The organism is Enterobacter sp. BNK-18, from assembly GCF_047456135.1.
GTDB lineage: Bacteria > Pseudomonadota > Gammaproteobacteria > Enterobacterales > Enterobacteriaceae > Enterobacter > Enterobacter ludwigii.
In genome coordinates this window covers 3,321,259-3,338,612 of sequence record NZ_CP179899.1, presented here as the reverse complement: position 1 = coordinate 3,338,612, position 17,354 = coordinate 3,321,259, and the positions used below count along the sequence as shown (strand labels likewise).

The 17,354-nt window shown below is 52.7% G+C and carries 15 protein-coding genes; 1 reads left to right on the top strand and 14 read right to left on the bottom strand.

Annotated features, from left to right (window positions below):
- Window positions 1-7 precede the first annotated feature (7 nt).
- The 6 genes from ACMGG3_RS16025 to ACMGG3_RS16000 form a co-directional block, all read right to left on the bottom strand.
- The gene (locus tag ACMGG3_RS16025) at window positions 8-1,111 is read right to left on the bottom strand and encodes an amino acid ABC transporter permease (protein ID WP_040018710.1); all 1,104 of its coding nucleotides are present in this window, start codon (window positions 1,109-1,111) and stop codon (window positions 8-10) included.
- A gap of 9 nt (window positions 1,112-1,120) precedes the next feature.
- On the bottom strand, window positions 1,121-2,302 hold the full coding sequence (locus ACMGG3_RS16020; RefSeq protein ID WP_014171878.1) for an amino acid ABC transporter permease: 1,182 nt from the start codon (window positions 2,300-2,302) through the stop codon (window positions 1,121-1,123).
- Between the two features lie 67 nt (window positions 2,303-2,369).
- Window positions 2,370-3,395, bottom strand: a complete 1,026-nt coding sequence (locus ACMGG3_RS16015; RefSeq protein ID WP_014171877.1) for an amino acid ABC transporter substrate-binding protein — start codon at window positions 3,393-3,395, stop codon at window positions 2,370-2,372.
- A 486-nt stretch (window positions 3,396-3,881) separates the two neighbouring features.
- Window positions 3,882-4,103, bottom strand: coding sequence for a lipoprotein (locus tag ACMGG3_RS16010; protein ID WP_008502867.1), 222 nt, complete (start codon window positions 4,101-4,103; stop codon window positions 3,882-3,884).
- Between the two features lie 303 nt (window positions 4,104-4,406).
- Window positions 4,407-7,520, bottom strand: a complete 3,114-nt coding sequence (locus tag ACMGG3_RS16005) for an efflux RND transporter permease subunit (protein WP_414149313.1) — start codon at window positions 7,518-7,520, stop codon at window positions 4,407-4,409.
- 11 nt (window positions 7,521-7,531) lie between these two features.
- A complete protein-coding gene (locus ACMGG3_RS16000; RefSeq protein ID WP_414149312.1) occupies window positions 7,532-8,671 on the bottom strand; it encodes an efflux RND transporter periplasmic adaptor subunit in 1,140 nt (379 codons plus the stop codon).
- Between the two features lie 383 nt (window positions 8,672-9,054).
- On the opposite strand from ACMGG3_RS16000, the gene envR reads away from it, so the two are divergent.
- A complete protein-coding gene (gene envR, locus ACMGG3_RS15995) occupies window positions 9,055-9,774 on the top strand; it encodes an acrEF/envCD operon transcriptional regulator (protein ID WP_025202898.1) in 720 nt (239 codons plus the stop codon).
- Here envR and ACMGG3_RS15990 read toward each other — a convergent pair.
- From ACMGG3_RS15990 to ACMGG3_RS15955, 8 genes are all read right to left on the bottom strand, one after another.
- Complete coding sequence (locus tag ACMGG3_RS15990) at window positions 9,678-11,771, bottom strand: putative bifunctional diguanylate cyclase/phosphodiesterase (RefSeq protein WP_414149311.1); 2,094 nt, start codon at window positions 11,769-11,771, stop codon at window positions 9,678-9,680. The two genes, envR and ACMGG3_RS15990, sit on opposite strands and share 97 nt — an antisense overlap.
- A gap of 139 nt (window positions 11,772-11,910) precedes the next feature.
- Window positions 11,911-12,075 (bottom strand): DUF2556 family protein, encoded by a 165-nt coding sequence (locus ACMGG3_RS15985; RefSeq protein ID WP_020883498.1) that lies wholly within the window; start codon window positions 12,073-12,075, stop codon window positions 11,911-11,913.
- Window positions 12,076-12,255: 180 nt separating this feature from the next.
- Entirely contained in the window at window positions 12,256-12,552 is a 297-nt protein-coding gene (fis, locus tag ACMGG3_RS15980; RefSeq protein WP_000462905.1) for a DNA-binding transcriptional regulator Fis, read from the bottom strand.
- Between the two features lie 23 nt (window positions 12,553-12,575).
- Window positions 12,576-13,541 carry a tRNA dihydrouridine synthase DusB gene (gene dusB, locus ACMGG3_RS15975; protein WP_014171871.1) on the bottom strand — a complete coding sequence of 322 codons (966 nt, stop codon included), beginning with the start codon at window positions 13,539-13,541 and terminating at the stop codon, window positions 12,576-12,578.
- A gap of 330 nt (window positions 13,542-13,871) precedes the next feature.
- The gene (locus ACMGG3_RS15970) at window positions 13,872-14,612 is read right to left on the bottom strand and encodes a carbonic anhydrase (RefSeq protein WP_063156911.1); all 741 of its coding nucleotides are present in this window, start codon (window positions 14,610-14,612) and stop codon (window positions 13,872-13,874) included.
- Between the two features lie 137 nt (window positions 14,613-14,749).
- On the bottom strand, window positions 14,750-15,631 hold the full coding sequence (prmA, locus tag ACMGG3_RS15965; RefSeq protein WP_014171869.1) for a 50S ribosomal protein L11 methyltransferase: 882 nt from the start codon (window positions 15,629-15,631) through the stop codon (window positions 14,750-14,752).
- An 11-nt stretch (window positions 15,632-15,642) separates the two neighbouring features.
- On the bottom strand, window positions 15,643-17,094 hold the full coding sequence (panF, locus tag ACMGG3_RS15960) for a sodium/pantothenate symporter (protein ID WP_020883501.1): 1,452 nt from the start codon (window positions 17,092-17,094) through the stop codon (window positions 15,643-15,645).
- Window positions 17,084-17,326, bottom strand: a complete 243-nt coding sequence (locus tag ACMGG3_RS15955; RefSeq protein WP_078774112.1) for a YhdT family protein — start codon at window positions 17,324-17,326, stop codon at window positions 17,084-17,086. The genes panF and ACMGG3_RS15955 overlap by 11 nt, the downstream gene beginning before the upstream one ends.
- Window positions 17,327-17,354: the final 28 nt, after the last annotated feature.

Here is a 17,354-nt window from a genome sequence, read left to right as displayed (position 1 = left end):
AATTTCCTCAGTGCGGTGTACGCCCGGTGTTAAAGCGCTTTTCCAGATGCTGGCTATAGCGCGACATGCTAAAACAAAAGATCCAGTAGATCAGAGCAGCAAAGACATATCCCTCGGTGGACATACCCAGCCAGGCAGGGTCAACGGTCGCCTGTTGCACGCTGCTAAAGAGATCGAACAGCCCGATGATGATCACCAGGCTGGTATCTTTGAAGAGGGCAATGATGGTATTGACCAGGCCCGGGATAACCAGCTTGAGTGCTTGTGGCAATATCACCAGTCCCTGCGTTTTCCAGTAGCCAAGCGCCAGTGATTCCGCCGCTTCGTACTGACCTTTAGGCAGAGCCTGCAGGCCCCCACGCACCACTTCCGCAACGTAAGCGGACTGGAAAAGGATGACCCCGACCAGGGCACGGATCAGTTTGTCTATCGTTGTCCCTTCTGCCATAAACAGCGGCAACATGACCGAAGACATAAACAGAACGGTGATAAGCGGTACGCCACGCCAGAATTCAATGAAAATAACGGAAAGCACACGTACGACAGGCATTTTTGAGCGCCGCCCAAGCGCGAGCAAAATACCCCATGGCAGTGCGCCGGCTATCCCAACGGACGCGATAATCAGCGTCAGCGTTAACCCACCCCACTGACGTGTTTCAACACGTTCCAGCCCCAGGAAGCCGCCATACAACAGCACCCAAACAATAATGGGATACACCACTGCCCAACAGGCAATATAACGCCCCCGATGAGGCAGTTTTTTCCAGAACATTACGGCGATGGAGAGCAGCCCGATGGCCAGTGCCAGATTAATCCGCCAGCGCTGTTCATGCGGATACAATCCATACATGAACTGGCCAAAACGCTCATGGATAAACACCCAGCAGGCCCCTGCTTTTGTACAGTCTGCGCGAGTGGATCCCGACCAGTTAGCCTGTAAAAAAGCCCAGTTCAGCAGCGGTGGAATTAATTCCCACATAAGCCACAAACATACAATTGTCAGCAGGCTGTTACTCCAGCTGGAGAACAGATTCTTACGTGCCCAGAGAATTAAACGTCCGCCTGTCGAACCGGCAGGGCGCGAGGAGTGCGACAGTATCGCTTTTGTCATCATAGATCCTTAGCGCTCGACCAGTGCTATACGACGGTTATAGAGGTTCATCAGCAACGAAATCACCAGGCTGATGATCAGATAGACAGACATTGTGATGGCAATAGTTTCAATGGCTTGTCCGGTCTGGTTAAGCACGGTTCCGGCAAACAGCGACACCATATCGGGGTAGCCAATGGCGGCCGCCAGCGATGAGTTTTTGACAATATTGAGGTATTGACTGGTCAGCGGCGGAATGATGACCCGTAACGCTTGCGGAATAATGACCTGACGAAGCGTCACCGTATGGGGTAATCCCAGCGAGCGCGCCGCCTCGTGTTGTCCGTAAGGAACGGCCTGGATCCCCGCACGAATAATCTCGGCGATAAATGCAGAGGTATAAATCGAAAGCGCCAGCGTCAGTGCTGCCAGCTCAGGAATTAAAACCATTCCGCCCTGGAAGTTAAAGCCACGCAGCTGCGGAATATCCCAGTGAAGGGCGGCCCCAAACAGCCAGTGTGTCAGAAGTGGCAGGCCAATGATAAGGATGGCGGCGGTTGGCCAGGTTTTACGAAGCTGCCCGGTTTTGAACTGATGCTTGCGGTTATAGCGGAACATGGCGGCTGAGAGAGCAAGCGCTATTACAAGGGCGGCAATGAAGGCATACAACCCTTCACCCGGCTGCGGAGAAGGAATATACAACCCGCGATTACTCAGGAAAAACAGATCAAGAGCATCAATAGCCTGACGTGGCCCCGGCAGGTTGCGCAGCACGGCAAAATACCAGAAAAAGATCTGCAGCAGCGGCGGGATATTACGGAACGTCTCAATATAAAAAGTAGACAGTTTGCGCAGCAGCCAGTTTTCGGACAAACGTGCCAGACCAATAAAGAAGCCCAGTATGGAGGCAAAAACAATACAAAGTGCAGAGACCAGCAGCGTATTCAGTAAACCGACCACGAACACGCGTCCATACGTGTCGCCTTCCTGATAATCAATAAGGTGTTGAACAATGCCAAACCCCGCGCTGCGATCCAGAAAAGCAAAGCCGGAAGTAATACCGCGATTATTCAGGTTGGTTATAGTGTTATGGATGAGATACACGGCGATAAGAACAACCGCAATAATCGCAATAACCTGGAATAGCCAGGCGCGGACCGCGGGATGAGAAAAGGATAGCGATCCTTTTACGGCTGAGCGGCGATGGGACATAAAGAAACCTCGGTAACCATGACTCTGGGGCGGGCACTGCCTTAACAGTGCCCGTTACAGCAATGACTTAACGTACTGGTGGCGCGTACTGAATACCGCCGTTGTTCCAGAGATTGTTCTGGCCGCGTTTGATCTTCAGAGGGCTTTCCGATCCCACGTTGCGCTCAAAGATCTCAGCGTAGTTACCCACCTGTTTGATGATGTTGTAAGCCCACTTGTTATCCAGCTTCAGATCCTTCCCGAAATCGCCCTCTGTTCCCAGCAGATGAGCCATATCCGGCGTGGACGGTTTAGCGGCTTTCTCGTCGACGTTTTTCGAGTTGATGCCCATCTCTTCGGCATTCAGCATGGCAAACAGCGTCCAGCGAACAATGGAGAACCAGTCTTCATCGCCACGACGCACAACCGGTCCAAGAGGCTCCTTGGAGATCACTTCGGGCAGGACAATCCACTCCGCCGGGTTGCTCAGCTTAATACGCAAGGCGTACAGCTGTGACTGGTCAGAAGCCAGCGTGTCGCAACGACCGGATTCCAGCGCTTTGGCCGATTCATCGGAGCGATCGAATGTCACAGGGGTATATTTCATGTTATTTGCTTTGAAATAATCCGCGACGTTCAGCTCGGTATCGGTACCGGCCTGGATACAAACGGTCGCGCCATCCAGCTCTTTGGCGCTTTTCAGGCCCGCTTTATTGTGGGTCAGGAAACCGATACCGTCATAATAGGTCACGCCAGTAAATGCCATTCCCATGCCTGCATCACGGGAGGAGGTCCAGGTGGTATTACGGGAAAGCATGTCAACTTCGCCAGACTGTAATGCGGTGAAACGTTCTTTCGCCGTCAGCGGGGTATATTTTACTTTACTGTCGTCTCCGAAAACGGCGGCGGCGACACCGCGGCAGACGTCAACATCAATACCGGTAAATTTGCCGTTTGCATCGGCATAAGAGAAGCCAGGTAAACCGTCACTGATCCCACATTGAACAAACCCTTTCTTTTTAACGGCATCCAGTGTCGTACCCGCATGGGCCTGACCGGCTACAGCAAACAACATGCCCGCGGCGGCCAGGCTGGCTATCATCGTCTTTTTCATAATGCATCCTGTGTGGCGAAATTTATCGTTATAGAGGCGTTTTAAACGCTTTACCTGTCTGTGGCTTTGGCCAACGTTTATAAAGCAAACGTAATGCCAGGTTTTGCGCTCAACAAAATAGGTGACCAATGAGCGCATAATGCTGAGTGTAGACAGGGTTAAATAAAGAGAGCGCCCCGAAACGGTGCGAAATTACAACCTGTGCCACAAATCGGAGCAAAACTTTCATGGCTATGCCTTAAAAAGAAGAGATAGTTTCTGGGGTGAATATTGGCAGGGTATTAAATGTAATTAATATGTGAAAATCATCACGATAGAATATGTAATTTAACGCTGTGCATTAAAAATATGTGACTGTCCGCAGGATGAAATAAACAGGCTGGGTAAAGACGGGGCTATTTTTTTACTTATCTGAAAACGCTGCACTCTTTAAAAGCAAAAGCGCGGACAGAGCCGCGCTTTCTACACACATGATACGTTCTGATGTTACTTCGTCAGAGCAACGATACCCAGCGTCAAACCTGCCACTGCGGCAGCACCACCGGCGATAGCACCTGCTGTTTCCCAGTTGTCCTGAGTGGTGCCTTTCATACAGGTATTGGTATGAACCAGTCGGCCTTGATCGTCGTATACCGGTACACATGGAGAGTCGTGCGCGCATCCAGCAAGCAGCGCAGCGAGTAGTGCAACGGAAATGAATCTTTTCATGATGTTACCTCAGTATTATTTCTCATTCGCTATACAGCCAGGAGGGCTATTAACGAACTGGAGACTATTTTACCACCGGGATAAGGCAACGTTGCACGGGGAATAATCTCAAATTATGTTGTTTGTAAAAATCGTGGAGAAAAGTCGCTGTCAGGATGAATTAATGGAGAAAATATGAAGACGTAACGCGGCGTTTTTACTTAATGCAAATGGTTAACTATTAATGCTGTGAGTATGACATATCTAATCCATTGTTTATGCTAAAAATAAAAAAGGCACCTGAGGTGCCTTTTTTGAGAAACATTACTCTTTATGTTTCGTAAACCGGCGCCGGACAACCACAAAGAAGACGGGTACGAAGAAAATGGCCAGAAGCGTTGCGGAAAGCATCCCTCCCATAACACCTGTCCCGACAGCATTTTGCGCGCCGCTCCCGGCTCCTCTGCTGATGACCAGCGGCATCACGCCAAGGATAAAGGCCAGCGACGTCATCAGGATCGGTCGAAGGCGCATTCTGGATGCTTCCAGTGTGGCTTCAATGATCCCTTTACCTTCTTTATCCATCAGATCCTTAGCAAACTCGACGATCAGAATGGCGTTTTTCGCCGACAGACCAATCGTTGTCAGCAGGCCGACCTGGAAATAGACATCATTATTTAACCCGCGAATCGATGCGGCGAGAAGCGCGCCCGTGACACCCAGCGGCACAACCAGCATGACCGAGAAGGGAATAGACCAGCTTTCATAAAGCGCAGCCAGGCACAGGAACACCACAATCAGTGAAATGGCGTACAGGGCAGGTGCCTGGTTACCAGACAGTCGTTCCTGATAAGACATTCCCGTCCAGTCATGGCCGATACCGGAAGGCAGTTTTGCGGCGAGGTTCTCCATCAAGGCCATCGCCTCACCGGTACTTTTACCCGGCGCGGACTCACCGAGGATCTCCATCGAAGGCATTCCGTTGTAGCGCTCCAGGCGAGGCGAGCCATACACCCAGTGCGAGCTGCTAAAGGAGGAGAACGGCACCATTTCACCATTCGCGCTGCGCACGTAGAGGTTGTTGATGTCCCCTGGCAACATACGGAAGTGCGCGTCGGCCTGGACGTACACTTTTTTCACGCGTCCATGATCGATAAAGTCGTTCACATAGGTTCCCCCCAATGCCGTCGAGATCGTCTGGTTGACGTCAGAGAGGCTGACGCCCAACGCCTGTGCCTTCTCCTGATCGACATCCAGTTTGAACTGTGGGGTATCTTCCAGACCGTTAGGACGAACGCGAACCAGCAGATCGGGGTGCGCTCTCACCATGCCGAGCAGTTGATTACGCGCCTGGGTCAGTTGGGTATGCCCCAGGTTAGCTTGATCAATCAACTCAAAGTCAAAGCCCGTTGCGGTACCCAGCTCGATAATCGCAGGCAGGTTAAACGGGAACACGAGGCCATCTTTAATCTGACTGAAGGTCTTTGTCGCACGCCTTACAATCGCCTCAACGCTATTTTCTGCTCCGGGACGCGCTTCCCACGGCTTCAGGCTAACGAACGCAATACCGGAGTTCTGACCCTGACCACTAAAGCTAAAGCCGTTCACGGTAAACACCGATTCAACGTTAGCCTTCTCGTTGTTGAGATAATAGTTTTGAACCTGGTCAAGCACCTGCTGGGTACGCATCTGGGTGGCTCCGGCGGGGAGCTGGACCATGGTCATAAATACCCCCTGATCCTCTTCGGGCAGGAAGGAGGTGGGTAAGCGCAGGAACAGTACGGCCATGCCACCGACGATGATGACGTATACCACCAGATAGCGCCCGGTCTTACGCAAAATGCCGCTTACGCTGTTGCTGTAATGCTCCACGCTCCGGTCAAAGAGCGCATTAAACCAGCCGAAGAAGCCACCTTTCTTTTCGTGGCTATCGCTGGCGACGGGCTTAAGCAAGGTGGCGCACAGCGCCGGTGTCAGAATCAGAGCGACCAGCACTGACAGCGCCATAGCCGAGACAATGGTCAGCGAGAACTGACGATAGATGGCTCCTGTTGAACCGCCAAAAAAGGCCATGGGGATAAAGACCGCTGAAAGCACCATGGCGATACCCACCAGTGCGCCCTGTATCTGCCCCATCGACTTCTGCGTCGCCTCTTTTGGCGGCAGCTTGTCCTCAACCATGACGCGTTCGACGTTCTCAACCACCACGATGGCGTCATCAACCAGCAGGCCAATCGCCAGCACCATACCGAACATGGTCAGGGTGTTGATGGAGAAACCGAACGCCGCCAGGATCGCAAACGTACCCAACAGCACGACCGGCACCGCAATTGTCGGGATAAGCGTCGCCCGCAGGTTTTGCAGGAAAAGATACATCACCAGGAAGACGAGAATGATCGCTTCGAACAGCGTTTTCACCACTTCGTGGATAGAGATCTTCACAAAAGGCGTGGTGTCGTAGGGGTAGACTACCTTCAGCCCCTGCGGGAAGAACTGCTGGAGCTGGGCCAGTTTGCTCTTGATGGCGGCGGCCGTGTCCAGTGCGTTTGCACCGGTAGCCAGCTTAATCCCCAGGCCGGTTGCCGCTTGCCCGTTGATTTTGGTGACCATATTGTAGTTTTCGCCACCCAGCTCAATGCGGGCCACATCTTTCAGATGAACCATGGAGCCGTCCTGGTTCACCTTGAGCGTCACGCGGCCAAACTCTTCCGGAGATTTCAGACGCGTTTGTGCAATGATCGAGGCGTTCAACTGCTGCCCCGGTACTGACGGCGTTCCGCCTAACTGGCCGGCCGCTATCTGGTCGTTCTGCGTTTTCAGCTGATTAATCACATCCAGCGGCGTCAGCTGGTATTTGTTCATCGCGTTGCTGTCGAGCCAGATGCGCATCGCATACTGGGCACCAAACAGCTGCACATCACCCACTCCCGTGGTGCGGCTAATGGCATCTTTCACGTTAGACGCGACATAGTCAGAGATGTCATCCTGCGTGAGGTCTTTGTTATCGGAGACAAAGCCTGCGACCAGCAGGAAGCTGCTGCTGGACTTCTCAACACCGATCCCTTGCTGCTGGACCTCTTGGGGGAGCAGCGGCATGGCGAGCTGCAGTTTGTTCTGCACCTGTACCTGCGCAATGTCCGGGTCTGTTCCGGACTGGAAGGTCAGCGTGATGGTGACATTACCTGCGGAATCGCTGGTGGATGACATATACATCAGGTTATCGATACCGTTCATGTTCTGTTCGATAACCTGCGTTACGGTATCCTGCACCGTTTGCGCATCAGCACCCGGATACGTTGCGGTGATAGCCACGGCGGGAGGGGCAATGGTCGGATACTGCGCGATGGGCAGTTTGAGAATGGCCAGCCCGCCTGCAATCATCAAAATGATGGCAAGCACCCAGGCGAAAACCGGCCGTTGGATAAAGAAATTAGCCATGTCGTCGTCCCTTAACCGGCTGGAGTCGTGGTGGTATCAGGCGTCGCGACGACGGTAGCGCCCGGTCTGACTTTTTGTAAGCCGCTGACAATGACGCGGTCGCCATTTTTCAGCCCTTCCGTCACCAGCCAGCGATCGCCAATCGCCTGAGGGGCAACGACGGTACGTGACTCAACCTGGTTTTTATCGTTAACCACCAGAACGGATGCATCACCGCGCGGCGTGCGGGTCACGCCTTGTTGTGGGACCAGAATCGCATCAGGCTGTGTACCTTCATCAATGCGGGCCCGGACAAACATGCCAGGCAACAGCAGGTGCTGTGGGTTTGGGAAAATCGCGCGCAAGGTGATAGAGCCGGTACTTTCGTCGACCGTGACATCCGAGAACTGCAGCGTACCTTTCAACGGGTAGGGCTGACCATTCTCCATCACCAGCTCAACGGTGCTGGTGGCCTCTCCTTTTTGCAGGCTCGTCTGCTTCAGACGCATAAAATCACTGCTGGACTGGGTGACGTCGACATACATCGGATCAAGCTGCTGAACCGTTGCCAGGGCTGCGGCTTGCCCGTTCGTCACCAGTGCGCCTTCGGTGACGCTGGATTTACCGATGCGACCCTCGACGGGAGACGTCACTTTGGTATAGGCAAGATTAATGCGCGCGCTTTCAACGCCTGCCTGTGCGGCAACGACGCTGGCATCTGCTTGCTGCGCTGTCGCCACGGCCTGGTCGTATTCCTGCTTGCTGACATACTGCGTGCCAACCAGCGTGAGATAGCGTTTTACCGTCAGGTGCGCAATGTTAGCCGCCGCCTGGGCCTTCTTGAGTTCACCTTTCGCGTTGTCATACGCGGCCTGATAGGTGGCAGGATCGATCTGATAAAGTGACTCGCCGGCTTTTACATCACTTCCCTCTGTGAAGTTACGACGCAATATGATGCCGCTCACCTGAGGACGAACCTCCGCAACGCGAAAGGCATCTGTTCTGCCCGGGAGTTCGGTGGTGACAGCCAGAGGGGCGCTTTTCACAATATGCACGCTGACCTGAGGTGCCTGCGGTTGCGGTGGTTGGTTTTCCTGACCATCGCATCCAGTGAGCAGTACCGCGCAGACAATAAAACCGGATAAGGGCAAACGTCTGAAATAATTCGTCATTACTGTTCCTTTAAATATCCATGAACCGATATTTGCCGTGAATCGGTAGCAGGGCAGAGGGATAAAAATAAAATGTAGGGCGTATAATAATGAGGGTAATTAATGTTTTTTAATTTATAAGTGCGAATGAACAGGCCTTAAAGCAAAAATCAGAATCAAACCTGGTGTTAGCGGGGATATACTTCTGGCTGGTTAATCAGATAAATGGCATTTAACGTGATTGAATTATTCATCTCATGAATTTAATTATATCTATGCATTTGTCTAAATTATTAATTAAGCGATTTGACTTTTTTTGTGCAAAATTAAAACGCAAAGTAGTGAATACTTTCGTGTACCTGAACCGTGTAAATATAAACCTTGTGAGTAACGAGTAGTTGTCTATGGCGCGTAAAAAGAAAGAAGAGGCTCAACAAACCCGTCAGCAGCTGATTGAAGCGGCTATCGGGCAGTTTGCGACGCGGGGCGTGGCGAATACGACGCTGACGGATATCGCGGATGCAGCAAATGTTACACGGGGTGCCATCTATTGGCATTTTACCAGTAAATCAGAAATATTTAATGCCATCTGGGAACAGCAATTACCGTTTCGTGACATCATTCGTGACAGACTTTCTCTTTCTGCGGGCAGCGATCCGTTGTTAATGCTTCGTGAGCAATTTATTGCTGCGTTGCAATATATTGCACATGAGCCTCGGCAATGCGCTCTTTTGCAAATTTTGTATCATAAGTGTGAATTTAATAGCGATATGATTTCAGAGTGTGAAATCAGAAAACGTATTGGTTTTAATTATGAGTCTTTACGTGCCACGTTGCAGGACTGTATTTCGCGGAACCTCATTTCGTCACAGGTAAATGTTGATCTGACCCTGATTGTTTTCCACGGTTTTTTCAGCGGAATCATTAAAAACTGGTTAATGAATAACAGCAGCTTTAATCTTTATCAGCAGGCTCCTGCGCTGGTCGATAGCATTCTGGCGACACTCCCTGTCGTGCGGGTGTCGCCTCATGAGGATGATTTTAGTTCAACGCCAGGTAACATTTCCCCTTGCGCGCAGAGCGTTTCGATGGTCTGTGCACTGACCGGTTTGCCCAACAGATAGCCCTGAAGCGTGTTGCAGCCCAGCGCCGTCAAAAAGGTTTGCTGTGCTTCGGTTTCCACCCCTTCCGCCACGACTTTCAGATTTAGCGTTTTTGCCAGGGCCACAATCGCTGAGACAATGGTGGCGTCTTCGCTTTCACCGCTTAACTCTTTCACGAACGCTCTGTCGATTTTCAATTCACAGGCCGGCAGGCGCTTGAGATAAAGCAGGCTGGAGTAGCCGGTACCAAAATCATCAATGGAGGCTTTCACGCCCGCGTCCGTCAGCTCTGTCAGTACGCGCACACTCTCATCCGGGTTGCTCATCGCCGTGGTTTCCGTCACTTCAAGGATCAGCATCTCCGGCGGTACGTTGTGACGCGTCAGGCAGTCGAGCACCGTTTTAACCAGTGAAGGTTGTTCAAACTGCAGTGTCGACAGGTTCACCGCCATCGACCAGTTTTGATGACCCTGAAGGTGCCACTCCCGCAACTGACGGCAGGCCTCATTAAGCACCCAGTTACCAATCGGGATGATCAGCCCCGTTTTTTCCGCCAGCGGCAGGAACAGGTCTGGCGTCAGTAATCCCTGTTTCGGGTGTTGCCAGCGCAATAGCGCCTCGAACCCAAGGACAGGACCCGCCGGTGCGTGGAATTTTGGCTGATAAAGCAGGCGCAGTTCATTACGATCGATAGCCAGCCACAGATCGTTCATCAACTGGAGATGGGTCTGCGCCAGGGTGTTCATGGAGGGCTGGAAAAAGTGATAACCGTTTCGGCCCATGTGCTTCGTGTGGTACATCGCCGCATCGGCGTTAAACATCAGCTCGCGCTCGGTTTTACCGTCGTGGGGATAGAGCGCGATACCAATGCTAAGGGTTACCACCAGTTCATAGGGATCCAGATTGAATGGGCTATCGATAGCGCGAACCAGCGAGTTGGCCAGCGAGGCCGCATCATCCGGACCTTCTCCTTCAGCCAGCAGAACAAACTCATCACCACCGATACGGGCAAGGGTGAACTGACCCTTCAGGGGCGTGAGCAGGCGCTGCGTCACGGCGACAAGCAGTCTGTCGCCGACATCATGGCCGTATGCATCGTTGATGGTTTTAAACCCGTCGAGATCCATGAACATCAGTGCAAAATGGGTGCCTTCACGATCAGCTTTGCTGATGGCCTGATCGAGTCGGTCCTCCAGCAAAACACGGTTTGGCAGACGCGTCAGCGTATCCTGCAAAGCCAGTTGAGCGAGTTCGCGGTTCGCTTCTGCAAGGGATGAGGCCAGAAGGGAGGTTCGTGCCTGAAGGCGGGCATCCAGCATCGAGACCAGCAGCGTGATCCCCAGTATGGAGAGTGCGACGACGCTGACCAGTACTGCCAGCCAGCTGCCGTTAATACCTTCATGGTGTGTCATGGTCGACATTGGGAACTGAGCGGCTTTCATCCCGGCATAGTGCATACCGGCAATGGCGATCCCCATCGTAACGGCGGCGGCAAGACGCATCAGAGACACCTGAGACGCTTCATGCCGCAAGCGGAACGTCAGCCATAATGCGGCGAGCGAAGCCGCAAGCGCAATGACAACCGAAATGGCCACCCATGTTTTGTCCCAAATAATACCGGGAGAGACTTCCAGCGCCGCCATGCCAGTGTAATGCATCGCCACAATGCCGCAGCCCATCACTAACGCACCGGGCAGCAGACGGCGCAAACGTAACTGCTCACAGCTTACGAGCCACAGCGCAAACAGTGACGAGCCCACGGCGATAACCATGGATAGCACCGTCAGGGTCGCGTTGTAGCGCATGCTCATGGAGAGGTCCATCGCCAGCATGCCGATAAAATGCATGGCCCACACGCCAATCCCCATGGCAATACCGCCGCCGGCCAGCCAGACGCGCGCAGCCACGCCCTGACTCCCGGCAACACGAGCAGCCATATTCAGCGCGGTATAGGCAGCAAGGATAGCAACAACAAAGGAGAGGACGACGAGGATATGGTTGTATTGGCTAACCAGCATGATCGGTTCTACTCGAGTGTGAGGTTACGCAGGTGCGGTTGAGAAGGGCGAGACATTATCATCGTAAGGTAACGGCTCAAAGGGATTTAAATCCCCGTTTTTAGTGGGTCATAATAGTCAGTTTAGCGACGTCAGGCGGTTAGTCGAGTTCTGAGCAGTTCACTAATTTTAGCGGATTTACGGAATTCATATTGCGACACTTATCGGCTTCAGTGCTCATCAGTTCAATCCACTGCATCAGGAGCGCGTCGAAGAGGAAAACCGAGACAGCAAATACAACTAGCCACCAGTATTTACGAATCATACGTATCGTTCCGGGTGAAGAGGTTCAGTGAGGTGGTGGAAATATACACGAAAAGTCGCGGTTTAAAAGGGGGATAAACGAAGGTTTACACAGCCTTGACGGTGACAGGCGCGGGCAATAAAAAAGGCGCATCCCCATGCCAGGTAGCGCCTTTTTAATCAAGCATTTCGCTAACCGAAATTAGTTCATGCCGTATTTTTTCAGTTTCTTACGCAGTGTACCACGGTTGATACCCATCATCAGGGCAGCGCGGGTTTGGTTACCGCGGGTGTATTGCATCACCATGTCCAACAGTGGCTGTTCAACTTCAGCCAGTACCAGCTCATACAGGTCATTAACATCCTGACCGTTCAGTTGAGCAAAATAGTTCTTCAGTGCCTGTTTAACCGAGTCACGCAGGGGCTTTTGAGTTACCTGATCCTGAGAGTTAACGGTAGAAACGGTCAGTACGTCAGAATTTACGCGTTGTTCGAACATAGTTCTGTCAGCTCTTTATTTCATTACGCAAGATTTTCGAAGTATGCCTCCAACGCCTCCAGCTGTACGCTGGCATCCTCTATGGCGTTGAATGTGCGCCGAAACTGGTCATTTGGAGCGTGCTCCTGGAGATACCAGGATACGTGTTTACGCGCAATTCGGTACCCTTTTGCCTGACCATAAAAGTCATGCAATTCCCGAACATGCGAACAAAGCAAGCGCTTTACCTCTGCCAGTGGCAGTGGGGCAAGCAACTCCCCAGTGTCCAGATAATGCTGGATTTCCCGAAAGATCCAGGGTCTTCCCTGAGCGGCACGTCCTATCATCAGAGCATCAGCTCCCGTATAGTCGAGCACAGCTCTGGCTTTAAGCGGGTCAGTAATGTCACCATTCGCGATAACCGGAATGGAAACTTTCTGCTTAACTGCCCGAATGCTGTCGTATTCAGCTTCACCATTGAACAAACAGGCGCGAGTGCGTCCATGGATGGTCAGGGCCTGAATGCCACAGTCTTCGGCCAGTTGGGCAATCTCTACACAGTTACGGTGTTCCGGCGACCAACCCGTGCGAATCTTCAACGTAACAGGAACGTCCACTGCGCTGACAACCGCGGTCAGGATAGACTTCACCTGGTCGGGGTATTGCAGAAGGGCTGAACCTGCAAGCTTGCGATTCACTTTCTTGGCCGGGCAACCCATATTGATATCAATAATCTGGGCGCCACTTTCCACGTTAATCCGCGCGGCATCTGCCATCTCTTCAGGCACGCTTCCGGCAATTTGCACGGTGCGAATACCTGGTTCATCAACGTGCACCATCCGAAGGCGGGACTTATCGCTTTCCCACACTTGTGGGTTAGACGACATCATCTCGGAAACGGTTAAACCTGCCCCCATCTCATAGCACAGCGTCCTGAACGGCCGGTCGGTAATACCTGCCATTGGGGCTGCGATCAGGCGATTTCTGAGCTGGTAGTGTCCGATGCGCATGAGTTAAGAAATGACCATACTGTGACTGCAAGGCGGCGTATATTACGCATTTTTTGCACGAGATGAAAGGCCAAACTTTGAACAATCCACTGTTGTAGATCAAGGAATCGCCGCTCTGTCCTTCAGGTGAAAATTATAAACCTGTTAAATCATAAAGTTATGATGGAATGATTATTTTATAGCCGCTTACAATTTCCCGTAACTTCTCATCATTTCTGAATAAATGCATCACTTGAGCGGGATAATCTGCTGTTTTTAGCAGCAGATTATCCCGCTTGTTTGCGATCTGAGTCGCATTTTAGAACATGATCTGCATGCGAAAAATGCGCATTATTCGACGACTACGCGACCATGAAGGGGTTGTACCGGGCGGTTATTTTCGTGGTGCATCGTGTGGGAGAATTTCTCAAGCTGCTCTGCAGAGACGGTCAGCGGGTGCTTCAGTACAATCCAGGTTACCCCCTCTGAGCACGGCGGTGTGGTCAGCGAGCCGCTAAAGCGCCAGTACGTTTTATCTTTTGGAATCAGCTTGTTCAGATTGAGATCCTGCTTAATCGAGACGTTCTGTTCGGCCTGCTCAGGCATGACGCTCCACAGCTTATCCAGCTCCGGGTTCGTGGCCCCTTTATCGAACATGACCGCCACCACCGCCAGCTCTCCGGCCGCGTTTTTGTGCACCAGATGCATTTCCATCGCAAATTTCTTGCCATGTACGGTGTTTTCGCTCGGCGCGTGGAAATGGAACTGTTGCAGGGTCCAGGTTTGCTTATCGAGGGTAAGGGTATCGCGGGTTTCCGGCTTTTCGCTTGCCTGAATGGTGTGGCCGTTGTTCGTCAGCGTCACAGGGCCATCAATGTAATGCGTTTGCAGCGGGGAGAGGTGCGCGTTCGCGGTGGATTCAATGTTGATGGGGGACTGGTTCATCCCGCTTTGACAGGTTTTGTAGGCCTCGTCCAGTTCGCCCCAGTGTTCCGGTGCGCCTTCGCCTTCGTAGCTCCAGTGTGATGCGCAGGCTGAAGCCGAGATAATGCTCAGCGCAAAGAGCGCTGCCTTGCCAGTAAAGTGGGTCATAGTATTCTTCCGGTGAATTATTGTGGTTCAAACCATTTTTATCAATATGATTTGTGTGGGTATTTTACCGGAGAAGGGCACGGGAGGAGAGGATTATCGGAGGAAGAGAGGCGTGGTCAGATGACCACGCCAATGGCTTACTTTTTACGGCCAGTAATACGACACCACTCTTCTTTTTCGACCACCGGGTCGAGGGCGAAAAGATCGGCGTAGGCTTCGCAAACGCTGTCAGCCTGGCTTGCCAGGATCCCGGAAAGCCCCAGCAGACCGCCGTCAACGGGCAGCACACTGATTAACGGGGCCAGTTCACGTAATGGGCCGGCCAGAATGTTCGCCACCACCACATCGGCTTTCATGGCTTCTGGCTGCGCATCCGGCAGATACAGTTCAAGACGGTCAGAAACGCCGTTGCGTTCAGCGTTATCACGGCTGGCCTGAATAGCCTGTGGATCGATATCGATCCCAATGGCTTTGGCCGCGCCCAGTTTCAGCGCCGCGATAGCGAGGATCCCGGATCCGCATCCGAAGTCGATCACCGTCTTGCCGTCCAGATCCAGACTGTCCAGCCACTGCAGGCACAGAGAAGTCGTCGGGTGAGTACCGGTCCCAAATGCCAGGCCCGGATCCAGCATCACGTTTACCGCGTTTTCATCCGGAACGTCACGCCAGCTCGGGCAGATCCACAGACGTTTACCGAACTGCATCGGGTGGAAGTTATCCATCCACTCACGTTCCCAGTCTTTGTCTTCCAGCTGTTCGATTTTGTGTGCAAAACCCGCACCCAGCAGCGGATGATTTTCCAGGATCGCGACAACCTCTTTCATGTCAGTTTCTGCATCAAACAGGCCAATAACGTCGGTATCACCCCACAGGCGGGTTTCGCCCGGCAGTGGCTCAAACACCGGCGTGTCATGCGTGTCCTGGAAGGTGATGGAGACCGAACCGGCTTCCATCAGCGCATCGCTTAGCTCTTCGGCGTTAGCGCCGGTTGTATTCAGTTTTAGTTGGATCCACGGCATGGCAAAACTCTTTATTTATCAGTAGAAATCGTAGCGGGCTGTGGGACAGGCTGACCGAAACGGTTCCCGACCACAAACGCCAGTAAACTTAACAGTAACGAAGGCACAATAGGATGGAAGCCCAGGTACTGAATTTTAAATGTAGCTAGCACGGCATACAGCACACCGCCGACAATCATGCCGCTCAGGGCGCCGGCAGCGTTGGCGCGCTCCCAGTAGAGGCCCAATACCAGCGGCCACAGGAAGACGGCTTCAAGGCCGCCAAACGCCAGCAGGTTCAGCCAGATGATCATCTCCGGCGGACGCCATGCGGCTAACAGCAGCAGCGCGCCTAAAACGAGCGTAATCACCGCCGACATACGCTTAAGGCGTCGTTCATTTTGAACCTGCTCAGGACGCAGGTTCAGATAGAGATCTTTAATGATCGTAGCGGAACTCTGCAGTAGCTGGGCGTTAATGGTCGACATTATGGCGGCCATTGGCGCGGCGAGGAATATCCCCGCGGCAAAAGGCGGAAGCACTTTGACCATCAGGGTCGGGATCACCAAATCGGGAACCGTAAGGTCGGGGATCACCGCACGTCCTAACGCACCCGCCAGATGCATGCCGAACATCAGGATTGCAACAACGACCGTCCCGATAATAATACCCCGGTGAACGGCTTTGCTGTCTTTATAAGAGATACAACGCACGGCGGTATGCGGCAGGCCAATAACACCAAAGCACACCAGCACCCAGAACGACGTCATAAATGTTGGCGAAAGGATATCATCCGCACCCTGCGGGGAAATCAGTTTCGGGTCAATCGCTTCCAGAGTTTCAACGGCATGGCTCAGACCACCTGCGGCGTGAACAATTCCCACCAGCAGAACGATTGTGCCGACGAGCATCACCATCCCCTGCAGCGTATCGTTCAGCACGCTGGCGCGAAAACCGCCAAACGCGGTATACAGCGCAATGCTCACCCCAAAGATGATAAGGCCCGTCTCATAGGGGATCCCTGCAGCGGTTTCCAGCAGACGTGCCCCGCCGATGAACTGCACCGTCATTGCACCAATAAACGCGACCAGCAGGCTCAAGCTTGCCAGCCACACCAGCAGACGGCTCTGGTAGCGCGCAAACAGCATATCGTTGAGCGTCACGGCGTTATAACGGCGTGCCAGAATGGCAAACTTTTTACCCAGTATACCCAGCGAGAGCCAGACGGCAGGCAACTGAATCATTGCCAGCAGCACCCAACCTAACCCGTATTTATAGGCTGCACCGGGGCCACCGATAAACGAGCTGGCGCTAATATAGGTGGCGGTAAGCGTCATGGCCAGCACGACACCGCCCATCGAGCGACTGCCGAGGAAATACTCATTCAGGAAAGTGCCGGTTGTCCTCTTACGCATTGCATAAACGGACAAACCAAACACGACCACCAGGTACGCGACCAGCGGCAGAATGACTTCAAGCTGCATCATCATCCTCCAGCGGGATATCCCGGTAGATAAATTTCACCATTGCCCAGCACAGCAGGATAAAGACCAGCGGCACCAGCAGGCAGGCCATTTCGAACCAGTGAGGCAGGCCGGTAATGCCGATAGCCGAGCCAGGTAAGTAAGCGGTCACTAACCATGCAGCAAGATAGAGAAGGGTCAGCCACAGCGCCCATCGCGCTTCTTTATGGGCCTGAACAAAACGCTTGTCCATTTTTTGTCCCTTGTGGATGAATAAAGCG